The organism is Streptomyces sp. NPDC097595 (assembly GCF_044761525.1).
GTDB lineage: Bacteria > Actinomycetota > Actinomycetes > Streptomycetales > Streptomycetaceae > Streptomyces > Streptomyces drozdowiczii_A.
Genome location: NZ_JBIWCN010000007.1, coordinates 1 through 18,842 on the forward strand (window position 1 = coordinate 1; position 18,842 = coordinate 18,842).

The 18,842-nt window shown below is 70.8% G+C and carries 16 protein-coding genes, 1 rRNA gene and 1 riboswitch; of the genes, 13 read left to right on the forward strand and 4 right to left on the reverse strand.

The window, feature by feature from the left end; translation table 11 throughout:
• From rrf to ACIQZN_RS13020, 11 genes are all read left to right on the forward strand, one after another.
• Window positions 1-95 (forward strand): 5S ribosomal RNA (rrf, locus tag ACIQZN_RS12970); the annotation flags it as partial.
• A 147-nt stretch (window positions 96-242) separates the two neighbouring features.
• Window positions 243-851 carry a CDP-alcohol phosphatidyltransferase family protein gene (locus ACIQZN_RS12975; RefSeq protein ID WP_403991655.1) on the forward strand — a complete coding sequence of 203 codons (609 nt, stop codon included), beginning with the start codon at window positions 243-245 and terminating at the stop codon, window positions 849-851.
• A gap of 113 nt (window positions 852-964) precedes the next feature.
• Window positions 965-3,460 (forward strand): sugar phosphate nucleotidyltransferase, encoded by a 2,496-nt coding sequence (locus tag ACIQZN_RS12980; RefSeq protein WP_403991658.1) that lies wholly within the window; start codon window positions 965-967, stop codon window positions 3,458-3,460.
• Between the two features lie 106 nt (window positions 3,461-3,566).
• A complete protein-coding gene (locus tag ACIQZN_RS12985; protein ID WP_403991661.1) occupies window positions 3,567-4,469 on the forward strand; it encodes a DUF881 domain-containing protein in 903 nt (300 codons plus the stop codon).
• A complete protein-coding gene (locus tag ACIQZN_RS12990) occupies window positions 4,466-4,798 on the forward strand; it encodes a small basic family protein (protein WP_003970459.1) in 333 nt (110 codons plus the stop codon). The genes ACIQZN_RS12985 and ACIQZN_RS12990 overlap by 4 nt, the downstream gene beginning before the upstream one ends.
• Window positions 4,798-5,550, forward strand: coding sequence for a DUF881 domain-containing protein (locus tag ACIQZN_RS12995; RefSeq protein ID WP_403991664.1), 753 nt, complete (start codon window positions 4,798-4,800; stop codon window positions 5,548-5,550). Before ACIQZN_RS12990 ends, ACIQZN_RS12995 begins: the two co-directional genes overlap by 1 nt.
• A gap of 82 nt (window positions 5,551-5,632) precedes the next feature.
• A complete protein-coding gene (locus ACIQZN_RS13000) occupies window positions 5,633-6,496 on the forward strand; it encodes an FHA domain-containing protein (RefSeq protein WP_403992301.1) in 864 nt (287 codons plus the stop codon).
• Window positions 6,497-6,538: 42 nt separating this feature from the next.
• Window positions 6,539-7,279 (forward strand): MerR family transcriptional regulator, encoded by a 741-nt coding sequence (locus tag ACIQZN_RS13005; RefSeq protein WP_403991666.1) that lies wholly within the window; start codon window positions 6,539-6,541, stop codon window positions 7,277-7,279.
• A gap of 53 nt (window positions 7,280-7,332) precedes the next feature.
• On the forward strand, window positions 7,333-7,809 hold the full coding sequence (locus ACIQZN_RS13010; RefSeq protein WP_026171779.1) for a bifunctional nuclease family protein: 477 nt from the start codon (window positions 7,333-7,335) through the stop codon (window positions 7,807-7,809).
• Window positions 7,810-7,976: 167 nt separating this feature from the next.
• Window positions 7,977-8,594 carry a MerR family transcriptional regulator gene (locus ACIQZN_RS13015; RefSeq protein ID WP_403991670.1) on the forward strand — a complete coding sequence of 206 codons (618 nt, stop codon included), beginning with the start codon at window positions 7,977-7,979 and terminating at the stop codon, window positions 8,592-8,594.
• 91 nt (window positions 8,595-8,685) lie between these two features.
• Window positions 8,686-10,155 carry a DNA polymerase IV gene (locus ACIQZN_RS13020; protein WP_403991673.1) on the forward strand — a complete coding sequence of 490 codons (1,470 nt, stop codon included), beginning with the start codon at window positions 8,686-8,688 and terminating at the stop codon, window positions 10,153-10,155.
• Here ACIQZN_RS13020 and ACIQZN_RS13025 read toward each other — a convergent pair.
• Complete coding sequence (locus ACIQZN_RS13025; protein WP_164401929.1) at window positions 10,080-10,448, reverse strand: PRC-barrel domain-containing protein; 369 nt, start codon at window positions 10,446-10,448, stop codon at window positions 10,080-10,082. The genes ACIQZN_RS13020 and ACIQZN_RS13025 overlap by 76 nt on opposite strands.
• A 116-nt stretch (window positions 10,449-10,564) precedes the next feature.
• Window positions 10,565-10,662, forward strand: a riboswitch (glycine riboswitch).
• Window positions 10,663-10,855: 193 nt separating this feature from the next.
• Between ACIQZN_RS13025 and gcvP the strand changes: the two genes are divergently transcribed.
• Window positions 10,856-13,741 carry an aminomethyl-transferring glycine dehydrogenase gene (gene gcvP / locus ACIQZN_RS13030; RefSeq protein ID WP_403991676.1) on the forward strand — a complete coding sequence of 962 codons (2,886 nt, stop codon included), beginning with the start codon at window positions 10,856-10,858 and terminating at the stop codon, window positions 13,739-13,741.
• A gap of 90 nt (window positions 13,742-13,831) precedes the next feature.
• On the opposite strand, the gene ACIQZN_RS13035 is transcribed toward gcvP, so the two are convergent.
• Window positions 13,832-14,038 (reverse strand): DUF5999 family protein, encoded by a 207-nt coding sequence (locus ACIQZN_RS13035; protein ID WP_073969024.1) that lies wholly within the window; start codon window positions 14,036-14,038, stop codon window positions 13,832-13,834.
• A gap of 318 nt (window positions 14,039-14,356) precedes the next feature.
• A complete protein-coding gene (locus ACIQZN_RS13040) occupies window positions 14,357-14,953 on the reverse strand; it encodes a hypothetical protein (RefSeq protein WP_403991679.1) in 597 nt (198 codons plus the stop codon).
• Window positions 14,954-15,432: 479 nt separating this feature from the next.
• On the opposite strand from ACIQZN_RS13040, the gene ACIQZN_RS13045 reads away from it, so the two are divergent.
• Window positions 15,433-16,938 (forward strand): glutamate-cysteine ligase family protein, encoded by a 1,506-nt coding sequence (locus ACIQZN_RS13045; protein ID WP_403991682.1) that lies wholly within the window; start codon window positions 15,433-15,435, stop codon window positions 16,936-16,938.
• A 35-nt stretch (window positions 16,939-16,973) separates the two neighbouring features.
• On the opposite strand, the gene ACIQZN_RS13050 is transcribed toward ACIQZN_RS13045, so the two are convergent.
• The gene (locus tag ACIQZN_RS13050) at window positions 16,974-18,758 is read right to left on the reverse strand and encodes a substrate-binding domain-containing protein (protein WP_403991685.1); all 1,785 of its coding nucleotides are present in this window, start codon (window positions 18,756-18,758) and stop codon (window positions 16,974-16,976) included.
• Between the last annotated feature and the right edge of the window lie 84 nt (window positions 18,759-18,842).

An 18,842-nucleotide genomic window follows, 5' to 3' on the forward strand; every position in this document is an offset into this window, starting at 1 on the left:
AAACGCCCGGTTACATTCCGAACCCGGAAGCTAAGCCTTTCAGCGCCGATGGTACTGCAGGGGGGACCCTGTGGGAGAGTAGGACGCCGCCGAACTCCTTTTAGGAAGAGCCCCGTGCCCTTGTGGCACGGGGCTCTTTCGCGTTTCCGGGGGCCCCCGGCACCCCTGTGCACCCGCCGGCCGGGGCTGAGGGTAGGGTCAGGGGGCATCATTGGCACGTTCTTGACACAGGAGGCCCCCGGGTGGAGGTCCAGGAGACCCGCGTTCAGACGGACCGGGTACTCACCATCCCCAACATCCTCAGCATGTTGCGCCTGGTCGGCGTGCCTGTCTTCCTGTGGCTGATTCTCCGCCCCGAGTTCGGCGGGCCCCATAGCGATGGCTGGGCTTTGCTGGTCCTGATGTTCAGCGGGGTCAGCGACTATCTCGACGGCAAGCTCGCGCGCCGGTGGAACCAGATCAGCAGCCTCGGACGGCTTCTCGACCCCGCTGCCGACCGGCTCTACATTCTTTCCACCCTCGTCGGACTCACCTGGCGCGAGATCCTGCCGCTCTGGCTCACCCTCGCTCTGCTCGCCCGCGAGCTCATGCTCCTCGTGATGGTGGGAATCCTGCGCCGGCACGGCTATCCGCCGCCCCAGGTGAACTTCCTGGGCAAGGCCGCGACGTTCAACCTCATGTACGCATTCCCCTTGTTGCTGCTCAGTGACGGGCATGGTTGGCTGGCAGAGGTGGCGACTGTTTTCGGATGGGCGTTCGCAGGGTGGGGTACAACCCTCTATTGGTGGGCAGGAATCTTGTACGTGGTTCAGGTCCGCCGCCTGGTCAAGGCGGATGCAGTAGCCGATTGAGCTCGCTGATGTGGTGCCGTGCAACGATGCCGGCCGCGCGGCTGATGACACAGAAGCTGCCCTGACGGGCGAAGTCGGCTCGACCGTCGTCTCTCAAGGAGGACGTTTCCGACATGAAGGCCGTCGTGATGGCTGGCGGCGAAGGCACTCGTCTTCGCCCTATGACCTCAAGCATGCCCAAGCCGCTCCTGCCTGTGGCCAACCGGCCGATCATGGAGCATGTGCTCCGGCTGCTGAAACGCCACGGGCTCAATGAGACGGTCGTGACCGTCCAGTTCCTCGCCTCCCTGGTGAAGAATTATTTCGGGGACGGCGAAGAGCTCGGCATGGAGCTGACCTATGCCAACGAGGAGAAGCCGCTCGGCACCGCCGGCAGCGTGAAGAACGCCGAAGAGGCGCTGAAGGACGACACCTTCCTCGTCATTTCCGGTGACGCGCTCACCGACTTCGACCTCACGGATCTCATCGCGTTCCACAAGGAGAAGGGCGGCCTGGTCACCGTCTGCCTCACCCGCGTTCCCAATCCCCTGGAATTCGGGATCACGATCGTGGACGAGCAGGGCCAGGTCGAACGCTTCCTGGAAAAGCCGACCTGGGGCCAGGTCTTCTCGGACACCGTGAACACGGGCATTTACGTCATGGAGCCCGAGGTCTTCAACTATGTCGAGGCCGACACCTCCGTGGACTGGTCCGGGGACGTCTTCCCGCAGCTCATGAAGGAAGGCAAGCCCATCTACGGCTATGTCGCCGAGGGCTACTGGGAGGACGTGGGCACCCACGAGAGCTATGTGAAGGCCCAGGCCGATGTGCTGGAGCGCAAGGTCGACGTCGAGATCGACGGCTTCGAGATCTCGCCCGGGGTCTGGGTGGCCGAAGGCGCCGACGTGGACCCCGACGCCGTGCTGCGCGGCCCGCTCTACATCGGGGACTACGCCAAGGTCGAAGCCGGTGTGGAGATCCGCGAGCACACGGTCATCGGGTCGAACGTCGTCGTCAAGAGCGGCGCCTTCCTGCACAAGGCCGTGGTCCACGACAACGTGTACATCGGTGACCACAGCAACCTGCGCGGCTGTGTGGTCGGCAAGAACACCGACATCATGCGCGCCTCCCGGATCGAGGACGGCGCCGTCATCGGCGACGAATGCCTCGTCGGTGAGGAATCGATCATCCAGGGGAACGTCCGCGTCTACCCCTTCAAGACCATCGAGGCCGGCGCCTTCGTCAACACCTCGGTGATCTGGGAGTCCCGGGGGCAGGCCCATCTCTTCGGGGCGCGCGGCGTCTCCGGAATCCTGAACGTCGAGATCACCCCCGAGCTGGCCGTCAGGCTGGCCGGTGCCTACGCGACGACGCTGAAGAAGGGCTCCACCGTCACCACCGCCCGGGACCACTCCCGAGGCGCCCGGGCGCTCAAGCGCGCGGTGATCTCCGCGCTCCAGGCCAGCGCCATCGACGTACGGGACCTGGAGAACGTACCGCTGCCCGTCGCGCGTCAGCAGACCGCGCGCGGCAGTGCCGGCGGGATCATGATCCGTACGTCGCAGGGTGTGCCCGACTCCGTCGACATCATGTTCTTCGACGAACGCGGAGCGGATCTCTCGCAGGCGCGGCAGCGGAAACTGGACCGGGTCTACGCCAGGCAGGAGTACCGGCGGGCCTTCCCCGGCGAGATCGGCGACATCTACTTCCCGTCCAGCGTCTTCGACTCGTACACCGGGTCCCTCCTGCGCAACGTGGACACCACCGGGATCGCCGACGCCCAGCTGAAGGTCGTGGTCGACGCCTCCAACGGCAGCGCGGGGCTGGTGCTGCCGAGCCTGCTGGGGCGGCTGGGCGTGGACGCGCTCACCATCAACCCCGGGCTCGACGAATCCCGGCCGACCGAGACGGCCGAAGCCCGGCGCAAGGGTCTCGTGCGCCTCGGCGAGATCGTCTCCTCGGCGCGGGCGGCCTTCGGCGTCCGCTTCGACCCCGTCGGCGAGCGGCTGTCCCTGGTGGACGAACGCGGCCGGATCGTGGAGGACGACCGGGCTCTGCTCGTCATGCTCGACCTCGTCGCCGCCGAGCGGCGCAGCGGGCGGGTGGCCCTCCCGGTCACCACGACCAGGGTCGCCGAGCAGGTCGCCGCGTACCACGGGACGCAGGTCGAGTGGACGACCACGTCGCCGGACGACCTGACCCGGGTGGGGCGTGAGGAAGGCACCATCTTCGGAGGAGACGGGCGCGGCGGCTTCATCGTTCCCGAATTCGCCAGTGTCTTCGACGGTACGGCCGCGTTCGTGCGGCTCATCGGGCTCGTCGCCAGGACCCAGCTCACGCTGAGCCAGATCGACGCCCGCATCCCGCGCGCCCACGTCCTGCGCCGTGACCTGGCGACACCGTGGGCCGTGAAGGGCCTGGTGATGCGCCGGGTCGTGGAGGCGGCCGGCGACCGGGACGTCGACACGACGGACGGTGTACGGGTCGTGGAGGCGGACGGGCGCTGGGTCATGGTGCTGCCCGACCCGGCGGAAGCCGTCACCCACCTGTGGGCCGAAGGGCCCGACGACGCCTCCGCCGAGGCCCTGCTCGACGAGTGGGCGACGGTCGTGGACAGCGCGGGCAACTGAAGGCCGGGCCGCGGGGACGGGCGAACGTACGGCCCGTCCCCGCGGCCGCACTGTCATCGGTGGGGCCATTCGGCGTAAGCAGCCGCGACATGCGACGATGTGCGGCATGTCGCAGCAGCCCCCCGGCCGGAGCACGGATCCGCCGCCCAAGCGCCCCGACGCGTCCATGTTGCTGCTGACCAACGTGATGGAACACAGCCTGGACGACGGCTACGCCGAAGCGGCGGCCCGCCGGGAGGCGGAGGGGCGTGCGGGCATGCCCCGTACGCTCAAGGCCAAGCTCGGTCTCGCCGCCTGTCTGGTCCTCGCCGCCCTGGTCGTCACCCTCGGCGCGGCCCAGGCGCGGGTGACCGCGCCGGTCCTGGCCAAGGAGAAGCAGGAGCTCATCGACCGCATCGACGCCGAGACGGACGCGGCCGACTCCCTGGAATCCCAGGTGGAGGAGGTCCGCGACGACGTCAACAGCCGGCAGCGCAAGGCCCTCCAGGAACACGGGGGAGACCAGGCCGAGCTGGTGGCGCTGCTCTCCGGGGCCACGCCCGTGCACGGGCCCGGGCTCAAGGTCGTCGTGGACGACGCCGAGGACACCGATCAGGGCGGCGGCGGACCCCGCGAGACGAGCGGCTTCTCCGACACCGGGCGGGTCAGGGACCGGGACATGCAGCGCGTCGTCAACGGGCTGTGGGAGTCCGGCGCGGAGGCCATCGCCATCAACGGGCAGCGGCTGACGGCCCTGTCGGCGATCCGGGCCGCGGGCGACGCCATACTGGTCGACAACAAACCGCTCGTGCCCCCGTACTCGGTGCTCGCGGTGGGGGACGGCAAGAAGCTGGGTGCGGCCTTCCGGGACAGTGCCGACGGCCAGTACCTACAGGCGCTGAAGGAAAGCTTCAACATCCGGACCAGCATCTCCGTCCAGGAGAAGCTGAGCCTTCCGGCCGCCCCGAGCCTGATCGTACGGACAGCAGAGCCATACAAGGCCGCAGACACAGGGAAGGGCACATCGTGATCGCCGTACTGGGCCTCGTCGTGGGAGTCGTGGTCGGACTGTTGGTCCGGCCCGAAGTTCCGGCGGTGGTCGAGCCCTATCTGCCCATCGCCGTCGTCGCCGCGCTCGACGCGGTGTTCGGCGGACTGAGGGCCATGCTCGACGGCATCTTCGTCGACAAGGTCTTCGTGGTCTCGTTCCTCTCGAACGTGGTCGTGGCGGCCCTCATCGTCTTCCTGGGCGACAAGCTGGGCGTCGGCGCCCAGCTCTCCACGGGTGTGGTGGTCGTGCTGGGCATCCGGATCTTCTCCAACGCCGCGGCGATCCGTCGGCACGTCTTCCGGGCCTGATGCCGATGAGCAACGACGACACCCATCAGGAGCTCACCGGGCGGCAGCGGCTGACGGCCGGTCTCTGGCCGCCCCGGGTGACCCGCGCCCAACTCATCGTGGCCCTCCTGCTGTTCGGCCTCGGGCTCGGGCTCGCCATCCAGGTGCGGTCCAACAGCGACAGCAACGCCCTGCGCGGCGCGCGCCAGGAGGACCTCGTGCGCATCCTCGACGAGGTGGACGACCGCACGCAGCGGCTGGAGGACGAGAAGCAGCGCCTCGACGCCCAGCGCACGGAGCTGGAGAACAGCTCCGACCAGGCCGAGGAGGCCCGGAAGCAGACCGTCGAGAAGGAGCGGCAACTCGGTGTGCTCGCCGGGACCGTGGCGGCCCACGGCCCCGGGATCACCATGACGGTCAACGACCCCGCCGGCGCCGTGCGGCCCGACATGCTGCTCGACGCCCTTCAGGAGCTCAGGGCGGCCGGCGCCGAGGCCGTCGAGGTCAACGGGGTCCGTGTGGTGGCCAATACGTACTTCTCCGGTGACGCGGGTGCCGTCAAGGTCGACGGGCGCAAGATCACCGCCCCGTACGTCTTCAAGGTCATCGGCAAGCCGCAGGATCTGGAACCGGCGCTGAACATCCCCGGGGGTGTGGTGCAGACGCTGGAGAAGGAGCAGGCCACCGTGCATGTGCTGCGGGCCGACGACATTGTCGTGGACGCCTTGCGACCGGCGGAGCGGCCTGACTACGCTCGGTCGTCGGGCCAGTGATCCCCGGGCGCCCGGGCGTCGGGGAACACGAGCGGACGGTTGCGGGGGGTCGCCGCATCGTAATCGTGGCGCGTGGTGGAAACTGTCGGGTGGATACGGACGTTGTGAAGATGTCCGGGTCGGCAGGTGTGTTCATTCAGGGTTCGTCCTGCCCCACGGGCGGGTCTGTTTCGGTCAAGGGGAATCGCCCGTGAAGTTGTTTGGGAAGTTGTTCGGCAAGAGCGCCCGCGATGAGAACGCACGTCATCGCGCGCCGCGCCATGGTCAGCCCGACGAGCAGGGCGCGGAGCGCCCGCTCTTCCGTGACCAGGTGACAGGCCAGGGGGGTGACTACCCGGGCGGTCCCGGCGCGTCGTCCGTTGACCCTGCCGGTCCCGGCCGCATAGGTTTCGGAGCCCCGAGCCAGGAGGCTTCGTCCATGCCGGTGTGTACGAGGTGCGGCCACCGCAACGCCGAGGCCAGCCGTTTCTGCTCCAACTGCGGTGCGCCGCTGCGGGGCGGGGTCCCGGAGCGCGCCTCGGAGACGACGTCGACCATCTCGATCTCGGGCCTTGAGGCGTACGAGGCGGAGGCCACCGGCCAGACCGCCGTGCCGTCGCTGTCGCCCGAGGCGCAGGCCGCCGTCGACGCCCTGCCGCTCGGCTCGGCGCTCCTGGTGGTGCGCCGCGGTCCGAACAGCGGCAGCCGCTTCCTGCTGGACGGTGAGCTGACCACGGCCGGCCGTCACCCGCAGAGCGACATCTTCCTGGACGACGTGACGGTCTCCCGCCGGCATGTGGAGTTCCGCCGGGGCGCCGACGGCAGCTTCACGGTCGGGGACGTCGGCAGCCTCAACGGCACCTATGTCAACCGTGAGCGGATCGACTCCGTCGCCCTGTCCAACGGCGACGAAGTCCAGATCGGCAAGTACCGGCTGGTCTTCTACGCGAGCCAGCGGGGCATCTGACCCGCCCCCGGACACCGTCCGGGGGGAACCCCAGGAAGGTCCATGCTGAGAACACCGAGCGGCGGTGCCCGACAAGGCACCGCCGCCGACGGCCGGCCGATGAGCATCGGCACGGTGCTCCTGCAATTGCAGGAGGAGTTCCCCGAGGTCACCATCTCCAAGATCCGCTTCCTGGAGGCCGAAGGGCTCGTCGAACCGCAGCGGACCCCTTCCGGCTACCGGAAGTTCGTCGCCGCGGACGTCGAGCGGCTCGCCCAGGTGCTCCGGATGCAGCGGGACCACTATCTGCCGCTGAAGGTGATCCGCGAGCATCTGGACGCCCTCGCCCGCGGCGAGCAGGTGGCCCTGCCGTCCCCCGACGGGGAGCCGCCCCAGGCAGACGGTGAGCCGACCGGGGTGCCGGGCCGGGCCACGGCCGCCCGGATCGGCCGCGCCGAGCTCATGGTCGCCGCCGAGGTCACCGAGAGCGAGCTGGACGACTGGGAGTCGTACGGTCTGGTCGTCCCCGCTGCGGACGGCGGGTACGACGCCGACATGGTGACCGTCGCCAGGCTTGTGGCGGAACTGGGGCGATTCGGTCTGGAACCTCGTCACCTGAGGGCCGTGCGCGCAGCCGCCGACCGGGAGGCCGGGCTCATCGAGCAGATGGTCGCGCCCCTGCGCCGGCACCGGAATCCGCAGACCAGAGCGCATGCCGAGGCGACCGCGAGGGAGCTGGCGGAGCTGTCCGTACGGCTGCACTCCGCGCTCGTACAGACCGCTCTGCAGGTACGGCTGCGCTGAAGGCGGACCAGCCCGACTACCCAAACCTGCCGGGCACGTCCTAGGGTTGCTGTGTGAACGAGCTCGACGTTGTGGGTGTCCGGGTGGAAATGCCCTCCAACCAGCCGATCGTGCTCCTGCGTGAAGTGGGAGGCGACCGGTACCTCCCCATTTGGATCGGTCCTGGTGAGGCGACCGCGATCGCCTTCGCTCAGCAGGGCATGGCTCCGGCCAGGCCGCTGACCCATGATCTCTTCAAGGATGTGCTCGAGGCCGTCGGCCAGGAGCTCACCGAGGTCCGGATCACGGACCTCCGCGAAGGGGTCTTCTACGCGGAGCTGGTCTTCGCCGGCGGTGTCGAGGTGAGCGCGCGGCCTTCCGACGCCATAGCCCTCGCCCTGCGCACCGGCACGCCGATCTACGGCAGTGACGGGGTGCTGGACGACGCGGGGATCGCGATCCCCGACGAGCAGGAGGACGAGGTGGAGAAATTCCGCGAGTTCCTCGACCAGATCTCTCCGGAGGACTTCGGGACGAACAACAGCCAGTGACGTCTTCGGCCGCGGCCACCGGCACATCCGGTGAGCCTTTCCCCGTCAACGGTCACGCGAAACCACCCTCAGGGTGATTATCACTCGGCGTGCCGAGTGTGGCGATCGTTGACGCACCCCGGGTGACTGCCTACCTTCGAGTGGGCAGGTCAAGGACGGAGGTCGGCGTGAGAAGCAGCGGCGACGGTACGGCAGCGGGTGCGCCGTATCCGCAGCAGGGGAGTACGGCCGACCGGACCATCAGGCAGTCGGCCGCGCCGGCTGCGATGGCGGGGGACGGCGTGGCATCGGCCGACGACATCGGTTATCGCGGGCCGACGGCGTGCGCGGCGGCGGGGATCACATACCGGCAACTGGACTACTGGGCGCGCACCGGCCTCGTGGAGCCGAGCGTCCGTCCGGCGTACGGATCGGGCACCCAGCGGCTCTACAGCTTCCGGGACGTCGTCCTGCTGAAGATCGTGAAGCGCTTCCTGGACACCGGAGTGGCGCTCCAGAACATCCGGACCACCGTCCAGCACCTGCGGGCCCGGGGCTTCCAGGACCTGGAGCGGATGACGCTGATGAGCGACGGGGCCACGGTCTACGAGTGCTCGTCGCCCGCCGAGGTGGTCGACCTGCTCCAGGGCGGCCAGGGCGTCTTCGGGATCGCCGTAGGAGTCGTGTGGCGGGACGTGGACGCGGCCCTGTCGCAGCTGCACGGGGAGCGCGTGGACACCGGCGAGACGCTGATCGGGCACAACCCGGCCGACGAGCTCGCGCGGCGCCGCAACCGGGCCGTCTGAGCCGCCGAGAGGGCGCCCGGGGCGGGAATCGCGGGCGCCCGGGCCCTGACGGGGCGGCGATTGTCAGTGCCGTAGGGCAGCATCGGCAGGTGTGAGAGCCGCGCCCACCATCCTGCATCTGGACATGGATGCCTTCTACGCCTCCGCGGAGCAGGCGGCGAAGCCCAGCCTGCGCGGCAAACCCGTCGTGGTGGGCGGCCTCGGGACGCGCGGGGTCGTCGCGACCGCCTCGTACGAGGCACGGCGCTTCGGGGTGCACTCGGCGATGCCGATGGCGCAGGCCAGGCGGCTCGCGCCGAACGCCGCCTATCTGGTCCCGCGCTTCACGCTGTACCGCTCGGTGAGCGACCAGGTCATGGAGCTCCTCGGCCGGCTCTCGCCGCTGGTGGAACCGCTCAGCCTGGACGAGGCGTTCGTGGACCTCGAAGCGGGCGGCACCGCCGACGACACCGCCTCCGCCCTGGAAATCGGCCGGGAACTGCGCGAGGCCATCCAGGCGGTCACCGGACTGAGCGGATCCGTCGGGCTCGCCGGCTCCAAGATGCTCGCCAAGATCGCCTCCGAGGAGGCCAAGCCCGACGGCATACGCCTGATCGAGCCCGGCACCGAGCGGGCGCACCTCGCGCCCATGCCGGTGCGCACCCTGCCCGGCGTCGGCCCCGCCACGGCAGACCATCTGCGCCGCGCCGGGATGACGACGGTGAACGACCTCGCCGAGGCGGGCGAGGCGGAGCTGGTCCGGCTGCTGGGCAAGGCGCACGGCGCCGCGCTGCACCGGATGGCCTCCGGCTTCGACGACCGGCCCGTGGTGGCGGAGCGCGACGCGAAATCCGTCTCCGTCGAGGACACCTTCGAGGTGGACCTGCACGACCGCGTCCGGGTCCGCACCGAGGTGGAGCGGCTGGCCGACCGGTGCGTCCAGCGGCTGAGGGGCGCGGGGCGCTCCGGGCGCACGGTGGTGCTCAAGGTGCGCCGGTACGACTTCTCCACGCTGACCCGCTCCGAGACGCTGCGCGGCCCCACGGACGACCCGGCGGTCGTCAGGGAGGCCGCCGCCCGGCTCCTGGAGGCCGTGGACACCACCGGCGGGGTGCGGCTGCTGGGCGTCGGCGTCACGGGGCTCGCCGACTACACCCAGGAGGACCTGTTCGCCCAGGCCGCCGGCGAGCGGGCGGCGGCGGCCCCGCCGGAGGGCGACGGGGCCCGGCCGCAGGGGGAGGACGATGCCCGCGAGGGGGCGGCGGACGAGGGGCCCGGGCCGGAGGAGGCCGCCGAGCAGCTCGCGGCGCGCCGCTGGCCGGCCGGGCACGATGTGCACCACGAGGTCCACGGACACGGGTGGGTGCAGGGGAGCGGGGTGGGGCGGGTGACCGTACGGTTCGAGGAGCCGGGGGCCACGGCACCCGGCCGGGTGCGCACGTTCCGCGTGGACGACCCCGCGCTGCGGGCCGCCGACCCCCTGCCGCTCGTCCCGGACCCGCCGGACTACTCCTCCTGGCCCGCCAGCCGGCCGAAGTCGCGGTCCGGGGCCGGTGCGCCGGGGGCGGCGTCCAGGCCGTAGTGCCGGTAGAGCTGGAGCTCCTGCTCGGGGGAGAGGTGGCGGCCCACGCCGAAGTCCGGCGCGTCCTTGATCAGCGCCCGGTCGAACGGGACGCGCAGCGTGTCGTCCACGAACTCGCTGGGCTCCAGCGGGACGAAGGCGTCACGGCTGAAGAGGCCGGTGCGCACGGCCGCCCATTCGGGGACCCCGGTCGCATCGTCGAGGTACACCTCGTCCACGGTCCCGATCTTGGTGCCCTTGCGGTCGAAGGCCTTGCGGCCGATCAGGCTGCGCGGGTCGATGTCGGTCTGCACGGTCCCTCCCACACTGGTCGCGGCTGGTCCACAGGGACTACAGAAATGCAGTTCCGTGGTCTTGGCCACTCGAGAATTCTCGTCGTGTACCCCGCTGGTAGGCTGGTCATGGCTGCTGACCCCGTGCGGGAGAGTCGTCCGGAGCCCATCCGGAGGACGCCGAAGGAGCAAATCCTCCCCGGAATCTCTCAGGCCCCCGTACCGCACGGACGAGGTCACTCTGGAAAGCAGGGCGGGTTGCGCGCGGCCTATGGGCCGTACGGAGCCTCTCCCTCACCGACGGTGAAAGCCGGTGCCCGTGTGGTGCCGGTGAAGCTCTCAGGTTGAGATGACAGAGGGGGAGGCCGTCAGGGCACCCGACGCCGTGGTGCCCCTCGCAGGTCGTGACAGACCAGGAGGCCTCCACCATGACCCCCCGTCGCACCCCGCTCACGCAGCTGGAACAGGGCATCCCCTTCGAGCAGCGCCACATCGGCCCCGACGCCGAGGCGCAGGCGAAGATGCTCGCCCAGGTCGGTTACGGCTCGCTGGACGAGCTGACCGCGGCCGCCGTGCCCGACGTGATCAAGAGCGCCGAGGCGCTGGCCCTGCCGGGGGCCCGGACCGAGGCCGAGGTGCTGGCCGAACTCCGCCGGCTCGCCGACCGCAACCAGGTCCTCGCCCCGATGATCGGCCTCGGCTACTACGGCACGTTCACCCCGCCGGTGATCCTGCGCAACGTCATGGAGAACCCCGCCTGGTACACGGCCTACACGCCGTACCAGCCCGAGATCTCGCAGGGCCGCCTCGAAGCCCTCCTGAACTTCCAGACGATGGTCGCCGAGCTCACCGGCCTGCCCACCTCCGGCGCCTCGCTGCTCGACGAGGGCACCGCCGCCGCCGAGGCCATGGCGCTCGCCCGGCGCGTCGGCAAGGTCAAGAACGGCGTCTTCCTGGTCGACGCCGACACCCTGCCGCAGACCGTCGCCGTCATCGAGACCCGCGCCGAGCCGACCGGCGTCGAGGTCGTCGTCGCCGACCTCGGCGAGGGCATCCCGGCCGAGGTGGCCGAGCGCGGCGTCTTCGGCGTGCTCCTCCAGTACCCCGGCGCCTCCGGAGCCGTCCGGGGTCTCAAGCCCGTGATCGACCGGGCGCACGAGCTGGGCGCGATCGTCACCGTCGCCGCCGATCTGCTGGCCCTCACGCTGCTCACCTCGCCCGGCGAGCTGGGCGCCGACATCGCCGTCGGCACCACGCAGCGCTTCGGCGTCCCGATGGGCTTCGGCGGCCCGCACGCCGGCTTCATGGCGGTCCGGGACAAGTTCGCCCGCAGCCTGCCCGGCCGCCTGGTCGGTGTCTCCGTGGACGCCGACGGCAACAAGGCGTACCGCCTGGCCCTCCAGACCCGCGAGCAGCACATCCGCCGCGAGAAGGCCACCAGCAACATCTGCACCGCCCAGGTGCTGCTCGCCGTCATGGCCGGCATGTACGCCGTCTACCACGGCCCCGACGGGCTGCGCACGATCGCCCGGCGCACCCACCGCTACGCCGCGATCCTCGCCGAGGGCCTGCGCGCCGCCGGGATCGACGTGGTGACCGGCTCCTACTTCGACACGCTCACCGTCCGCGTCCCCGGCAGGGCGGGCGAGGTCGTCGCCGACGCCCGGGAGCGCGGGGTGAACCTGCGCCTGGTCGACGCCGACACCGTCTCGCTGGCCTGCGACGAGACCACGACCCGCACCCAGGTTGCCGCCGTCTGGGCCGCCTTCGGCGCCGACGGGGACGTCGAGGCGCTGGACGCGACCACCGAGGACGCGCTGCCCGAGGCGCTGCTGCGCACCGACACGATCCTCACCCACCCGGTCTTCCACCAGCACCGGTCCGAGACCGCGATGCTGCGCTACCTGCGCAAGCTCGCCGACCGCGACTACGCGCTGGACCGCGGCATGATCCCGCTCGGCTCCTGCACCATGAAGCTGAACGCGACCGCCGAGATGGAGTCCGTCACCTGGCCCGAGTTCGGCGCGCTGCACCCGTTCGCGCCCGCCGAGCAGGCCCAGGGCTTCCTGACGCTGATCCGCGAGCTGGAGGAGCGGCTGGCCGAGGTCACCGGCTATGACGCGGTGTCCCTCCAGCCGAACGCCGGATCGCAGGGCGAGTTCGCGGGGCTGCTGGCCGTCCGCGCGTACCACCGCGCCAACGGCGACGAGAACCGGACCGTCTGTCTGATCCCGTCCTCCGCGCACGGCACCAACGCCGCGAGCGCCGTGATGGCCGGCATGAAGGTGGTCGTCGTCAAGACCGCCGACGACGGCGAGGTCGACATCGAGGACCTGCGCGCCAAGATCGCGCAGTACCGCGACGAGCTGGCCGTGCTCATGATCACCTACCCGTCGACGCACGGCGTCTTCGAGGAGCACGTCGCCGACATCTGCGCCGAGGTGCACGACGCCGGCGGCCAGGTCTACGTCGACGGCGCCAACCTCAACGCGCTGGTCGGTCTGGCCAAGCCCGGCCGGTTCGGCGGCGACGTCTCGCACCTCAACCTGCACAAGACCTTCTGCATCCCGCACGGCGGCGGCGGCCCCGGCGTCGGCCCGGTCGGGGTGCGCGCGCACCTGGCGCCGTACCTGCCCAACCACCCGCTCCAGCCCGCGGCGGGCCCGGAGACCGGCGTCGGCCCGATCTCGGCGGCCCCGTGGGGTTCCGCCGGCATCCTGCCCATCTCGTGGGCGTACGTACGTCTCATGGGCGGCGAGGGCCTGAAGCGTGCGACGCAGGTCGCCGTACTCGCGGCGAACTACATCGCCAAGCGCCTCGAACCGCACTACCCGATCCTGTACAACGGCCCGGCCGGGCTCGTGGCGCACGAGTGCATCGTGGACCTGCGTCCGATCTCCAAGGCGACCGGCGTCAGCATCGACGACGTCGCCAAGCGGCTCATCGACTACGGCTTCCACTCGCCGACCATGTCGTTCCCGGTCGCCGGGACGCTGATGATCGAGCCGACCGAGAGCGAGGACCTCGCGGAGCTGGACCGGTTCTGCGACACGATGATCGCGATCCGCGCCGAGATCGAGAAGGTCGCGTCGGGGGAGTGGGGCGCGGACGACAACCCGCTCGCCAACGCCCCGCACACCGCCGCCGCGCTCGGCGGGGAGTGGGAGCACGCGTACAGCCGCGAGGTCGCGGTCTTCCCGGCCGGCGTCTCGGCCGCAGACAAGTACTGGCCGCCGGTGCGCCGGATCGACGGTGCGTTCGGTGACCGCAACCTCGTCTGCTCGTGCCCGCCCCTGGACGAGTACGACAACTGATCCGGTGATCGAAGCGGTGTGACGCGGACACGCGTCGGGGCCGGTGCGGAGACTTCTCCGGGCCGGCCCCTTCTTTTCCGTACGGGCCGCTCAGGCGGCTTTGACCACCCGGCTCGCCGCCAGGGGCCTGTGCGGGGCGATGATCTGCCCGTCCGGGAGCAGCTCACCGGTGTCCTCGAAGAGCAGGACGCCGTTGCACAGCAGGCTCCAGCCCTGCTCCGGGTGGTGGGCCACCTGGCGGGCGGCCTCCCGGTCGGCTGAGTCGGCTGTCGGGCAGGGTGGCTGATGCTGGCACATGGATGGGTTCTTTCGCTGCGTCGAGTTGAGTGACCTGCGGTGTGAAGAGGTGTTCATGACCGCCCCCGTATCGATCGGTCGAATCCCAGTGTTGCCCCACGGGCGACAATCCGCAGGGATTTCGCCGCAGCGCTTCCACTCCTCCCATGACGCGTCACCCGCCCGGAGGGTTCAACTCAACTGCACTGTCACTTCGGGTGGTTCGGGGTGGCCGGATGGGACTAGTCCGGATGGGCGGGGTGTCGTACGCGTGACCGCGTGCTGTGCCCCGCCGCCGGACGGGGCGACGGGGCACAGCACGCGGAGGGAGAGGCCGGCTCAGGCCGGGGCCGGCGAGCCCAGCAGCGGGCCGGGGCCCGGCGTGATCCGGGTGGTGATCACCGGCAGCAGGTCGGCGGCCCGGTGCGGCCGGTGCGCGGCGAAGCCGGGCGGCGCCGGGGACAGCGGCACGAGCACGTCGTCCGGGCCGGGCGCGCCGCAGGAGGCGTCCGCCGTGGGGTCGCCGTGCAGCCACAGGGCCAGCATGTACAGGTTGGGGATGGACAGCAGACGCGGCTGGTAGGGGCCGCTCATCCCCTCGGCCTGGCGCAGCGCCAGCTCCGTCGAGGCGATGTACGGGCCCTCGAAGAAGTGCGAGAAGGTCCAGCCGTCCGCGGTGAGCATGGTGTCCGCCGCCGCCACCGCCCGCTCCGTGCTGCGGATCTGGAAGCGCCAGGCGGCGAGCCGGGTGGCGGGTGCGAGGTCGCCCGGGGCGACGCCCAGCACATGGACGGGCAGCGGGTGTTCGGGGCTCAGAGGTCCCTGTGCGGACCGCAGGGCGGGCGTGCGGGCCTCGCGGACCGCGGTCGGTGAACCGAGCGCCGCGAGAACGCTGCGCAGTGCGGGCGCGGGGGCCGGGGGAACATGCAGCGGCATAGTGGGTCGCCTCTCACTTCGGAGACACGGTGGTGCGCGGGCGGGTGCGGACGGCGTTGTCGGCGGGCGGGGCCAGAGGAGGCCGGTGACTGAGCCGGTGCGTCAACTCTCTGCCTCGTCCGCGGAGTTTATACGACACGTGTTCACGCGGTGTTTCCACTAGCCGCCACGGCTATTGCCGGCAAGGCGGTATCCGGACTTTATTATGCGGAGATCATGCTGATTCGGCGCGAGCGGCGCAGCCGCCGCCTCGGGTTTTTCCCGCGTCGCGGTCGGCCGAAACCCATCGGGGCTTTACGGTCCCGCCGTACGGGAAACCGCCCGCTGCGTCATGCCGAGTGAATGTGCCCGGGGCCCCGGCGCTCAGATTAGCGCGTGTGCGCCGTCCGCGGGGCGTTACGGATCACGTCCTGCGGGCATTATCGATCGTGATGCGGGCGGCCCGGGCCGCGTGCCGGCCACTTGAGGAGGACACTTCGATGGGGGAGAAGGTCGTCGCGGGCGCCTTTGACCTGTCCGACCGGCAGAGGTACCGGAGGAAGCTCCACCAGTGCGTGGAGGCCCTGTCCGGACTCCTGGCCGAGCGGCGGTTCGACCGGCCGCGCAACCTCATGGGCATGGAGATCGAACTGAATCTCACGGGCGCCGACGCCATGCCGAAGATGTTGAATGGGCAGGTACTGGAGCGCATCGCGAGTCACGATTTCCAGACGGAACTGGGGATGTTCAATCTTGAGGTGAACATAGTCCCCCACCATCTGTCGGGGCGTGTTCTGGATCAGTTGGCCGAAGAGCTGCGGACCGGGCTCGGATATGCGGACCGGAAGGCCGGTGAAGTCGATGCCGGGATCATGATGATCGGAATCCTGCCGACGCTCGGCCGTGACGACATGGTCCGGTCCAATCTCTCCGACGTCGACCGCTACGCCCTCCTGAACGATCAAATGCTGGCGGCGCGCGGCGAGAGTTTCTCGCTCGATATCGAAGGCGTCGAGCGGCTGGTCGCGACCGCCGGATCGATCACCCCGGAGGCGGCCTGCACCTCGCTGCAACTGCATCTCCAGGTCACCCCGGAACGCTTCGCCGACGTGTGGAACGCGGCGCAGGCCGTCGCCGCCGTCCAGGTCGCGCTGGGGGCCAACTCGCCGTTCCTCTTCGGCCGGGAGGTGTGGCGCGAGTCGCGGCCGCCGCTGTTCGAGCAGGCCACGGACACCCGGCCGCCCGAACTGCGCAACCAGGGCGTGCGGCCCAGGACCTGGTTCGGGGAGAAGTGGATCGGCTCGGTCGAGGAGCTCTTCGAGGAGAATCTGCGGTACTTCCCGCCGCTCCTGCCCATCTGCGACGAGGAGGAGCCGCTGCGCGTCCTCGCCGACGGCGGGGTCCCCCAGCTGAAGGAGCTGGTCCTCCACAACGGCACGGTCTACCGCTGGAACCGGCCGGTGTACGGGATCGCCGACGGCGTCCCGCACCTGCGCGTGGAGAACCGGGTGCTGCCCGCGGGCCCGACCGTCGCCGACGTCATCGCCAACACCGCGCTCTACTACGGCCTGGTGCGGGCGCTTGCGGAGGAGTCGCGTCCGGTGTGGACCCGGATGCCGTTCTCCGCCGCCGCCGAGAACTTCGAGACCGCGTGCCGCCACGGCATCGACGCCGAGCTGCTGTGGCCCAGGCCCGGCCGCTCCGGCGGGCTGACCCGGGTGCCCGTGACGAAGCTGGTGCGCGACGAGCTCCTGCCGCTCGCCGCCGCCGGCCTCGACGGCTGGAACATCGAGCCGGCGGACCGGGCGCACTACCTCGGGATCATCGAGGAGCGCTGCAAGCGGCGGACGAACGGCGCGTCCTGGCAGGCGGACACCTATCACCGGGCGCGCGACGCGGGCCTCGACCGGGGCGCCGCGCTCGCCGCGATGACCCGGCGCTACGGCGAGCTGATGCAGGGCGGCGACCCCGTGCACACCTGGCCGGCGGGCATCCCGGCGCCGTGACGGGCGGCCGGTCCGTGCCGCGGACCGGCCCCCTCCTATTCCCCGGCCGCGCGGGCGCCCTGGCCGGCCGTCATCACCGCCTGGAGGATCACCGCCTGGATCTCGGCCGGGTCGTTCACCTGGTAGCCGCCGCCCCCGGTGACCTTGGCGATCTCGTCCAGTTCCTCGCGGTCCGCCTCGGGCCCGACGGCGATGGCCAGCAGCGGGACCGGGCGCGTCGGGTCCGCGATGGACTTCAGCTCGTCCACGAGGGCGGCGCGCGAGATGGACCGCTCGTCCTGGTTCGACCCGTCCGTGAGGATCACCACCGCGTTGAACTTGCCCTTCACATACGTGCGCTGCGCCTCCTTGTACGCGGCCAGCGCGGTGTCGTACAGACCGGTGGCGCCGTCCGGCACCGGGCGCAGCGCGGCGAACGCGGCGGCGAGCTTCTCCCGGTGGGTGCCGCCCCCCTTCACGGCGTCGCCGAGTCTGGCGGTCGTCACCAGCTGCCGGTAGTCCTTGTCCCCGTCGAGCGTGGTCGCGAACTCCCAGAGCCCGATCTCGTCGTTCGGGGTGAACTGGTTGAGCGCCTGGATCAGCGACGCCTTGGTGACGTCCATCCGGGACTGGTTGCGGCCCGGGACCGTCGCGGCCATCGAGCCGGAGGCGTCGACCACGGTGGTGAGCCGTGCGCTCTGCACGGTGATCGTCCACATGCCGAGCGTCTCCTGGAGCGCCTCGTCCGTCGGGGCGGGCGGCTGCGTCGCGTCGTACGGCTGGGGCGACCGGCCGCCCGCCGCCGCGACCACCTTCTCGTCCGCCGCGCCGTACGTGGTCCGGAAGCCGTGCTCCCGGAGGGTGCGCAGGGAGCTGTCCTCGGAGAGCAGGATCATGAACCGCAGCGCGGCCCGGCTCTCGTCCGTGGAATGGTGGCGCTCGTCCACCATCGTGAGCGGGTAGTTGAGCAGCGGGGTGCCGTCCTCCGGATAGAACAGGTCCAGCTTGCCGTCGGCCGCCGATTCGGCGTTGTGGGCGAAGGCGGCCTGTTCGGAGAGGAGCACCGCCTGGTTGCGCGCCGGATTGCCCTCCTCGGCGCCCGAGCCGTCCTGCGGCAGGGTCGCCACGACCTGGGTGTCGCCGTCGGACATCCGCTGGGCGAGCAGCTTCGCGGTGGCCGCGACCCGGGTGTCGCTGTCGCCGCCCTGCTTCCCGGCGGAGGTGCCGATGCTGTTGAGGGCCAGCAGGCCGGTCGCCGAGCGCGCGGGGTCGGCGGAGCCGAGGCGTACCCGGTCGGACTCCATGGCCGCGCCCGTCAACTCGGCCCAGGTGTACGTCTTCTTCGGCCAGCCGAGCTGCTTGGCCGCCGGGGGGACCGCGGCGAGCGTGACCGGTGAGGTCGCGACGGAGCCGCCGGGCGTGATGGAGGTGCCCTCCCCGGCGCCCTTGGCCCTGGTCAGCCAGAGGTCCGAGTCGGGCAGCCATATCTGGTAGTCGGGGCGGGCTCCGCTCGCGAGCGCGTCCGCCACCTTGTACGAGTCACGGGCCACCACGTTCACGTCGACACAGCGTCCGTCCGAGCGCACCTCGTCCGTACGTGCCCGGTCGGCGATGGCACGTACGGCGGGGGCGATGTCCGGGGAGGTCACCATCGAGAGGTGGACGGCGTTCTCCTCGCACGACTTCGAGAACGAGAGCAGGCCGCCCTGCACCGCGACCGCCGCTCCCCCCGCCACGGCGAGGACGAGCACGGTGGCGATGGCCACGGTCCGGCGGCGGCGCGGTGGACGGTCCCCGCCTCCGGCCGCCGCGCGGTCATCGGGCAAGCTGTGACGTCCCATGTCGGTGGTGCCCCTCCTTGAGGATGTACAAGGAAAAGGGGGACCACGCCATCGGCAATGGCGCTCGTCCCCCGGCCAGTCGCG

What these genes read in the sequence shown, in the direction of transcription:
- ACIQZN_RS13035 (WP_073969024.1), bottom strand. Translation starts at nt 14,038, where the DNA reads ATGTGCCAGCATCAGCCACCCTGCCCGACAGCCGACTCAGCCGACCGG.
- ACIQZN_RS13005 (WP_403991666.1), top strand. Translation starts at nt 6,539, where the DNA reads ATGCTGAGAACACCGAGCGGCGGTGCCCGACAAGGCACCGCCGCCGAC.
- ACIQZN_RS13045 (WP_403991682.1), top strand. Translation starts at nt 15,433, where the DNA reads ATGGGGGAGAAGGTCGTCGCGGGCGCCTTTGACCTGTCCGACCGGCAG.
- ACIQZN_RS13050 (WP_403991685.1), bottom strand. Translation starts at nt 18,758, where the DNA reads ATGGGACGTCACAGCTTGCCCGATGACCGCGCGGCGGCCGGAGGCGGG.
- ACIQZN_RS13040 (WP_403991679.1), bottom strand. Translation starts at nt 14,953, where the DNA reads ATGCCGCTGCATGTTCCCCCGGCCCCCGCGCCCGCACTGCGCAGCGTT.
- ACIQZN_RS12985 (WP_403991661.1), top strand. Translation starts at nt 3,567, where the DNA reads ATGTCGCAGCAGCCCCCCGGCCGGAGCACGGATCCGCCGCCCAAGCGC.
- gcvP (WP_403991676.1), top strand. Translation starts at nt 10,856, where the DNA reads ATGACCCCCCGTCGCACCCCGCTCACGCAGCTGGAACAGGGCATCCCC.
- ACIQZN_RS12995 (WP_403991664.1), top strand. Translation starts at nt 4,798, where the DNA reads ATGCCGATGAGCAACGACGACACCCATCAGGAGCTCACCGGGCGGCAG.
- ACIQZN_RS12980 (WP_403991658.1), top strand. Translation starts at nt 965, where the DNA reads ATGAAGGCCGTCGTGATGGCTGGCGGCGAAGGCACTCGTCTTCGCCCT.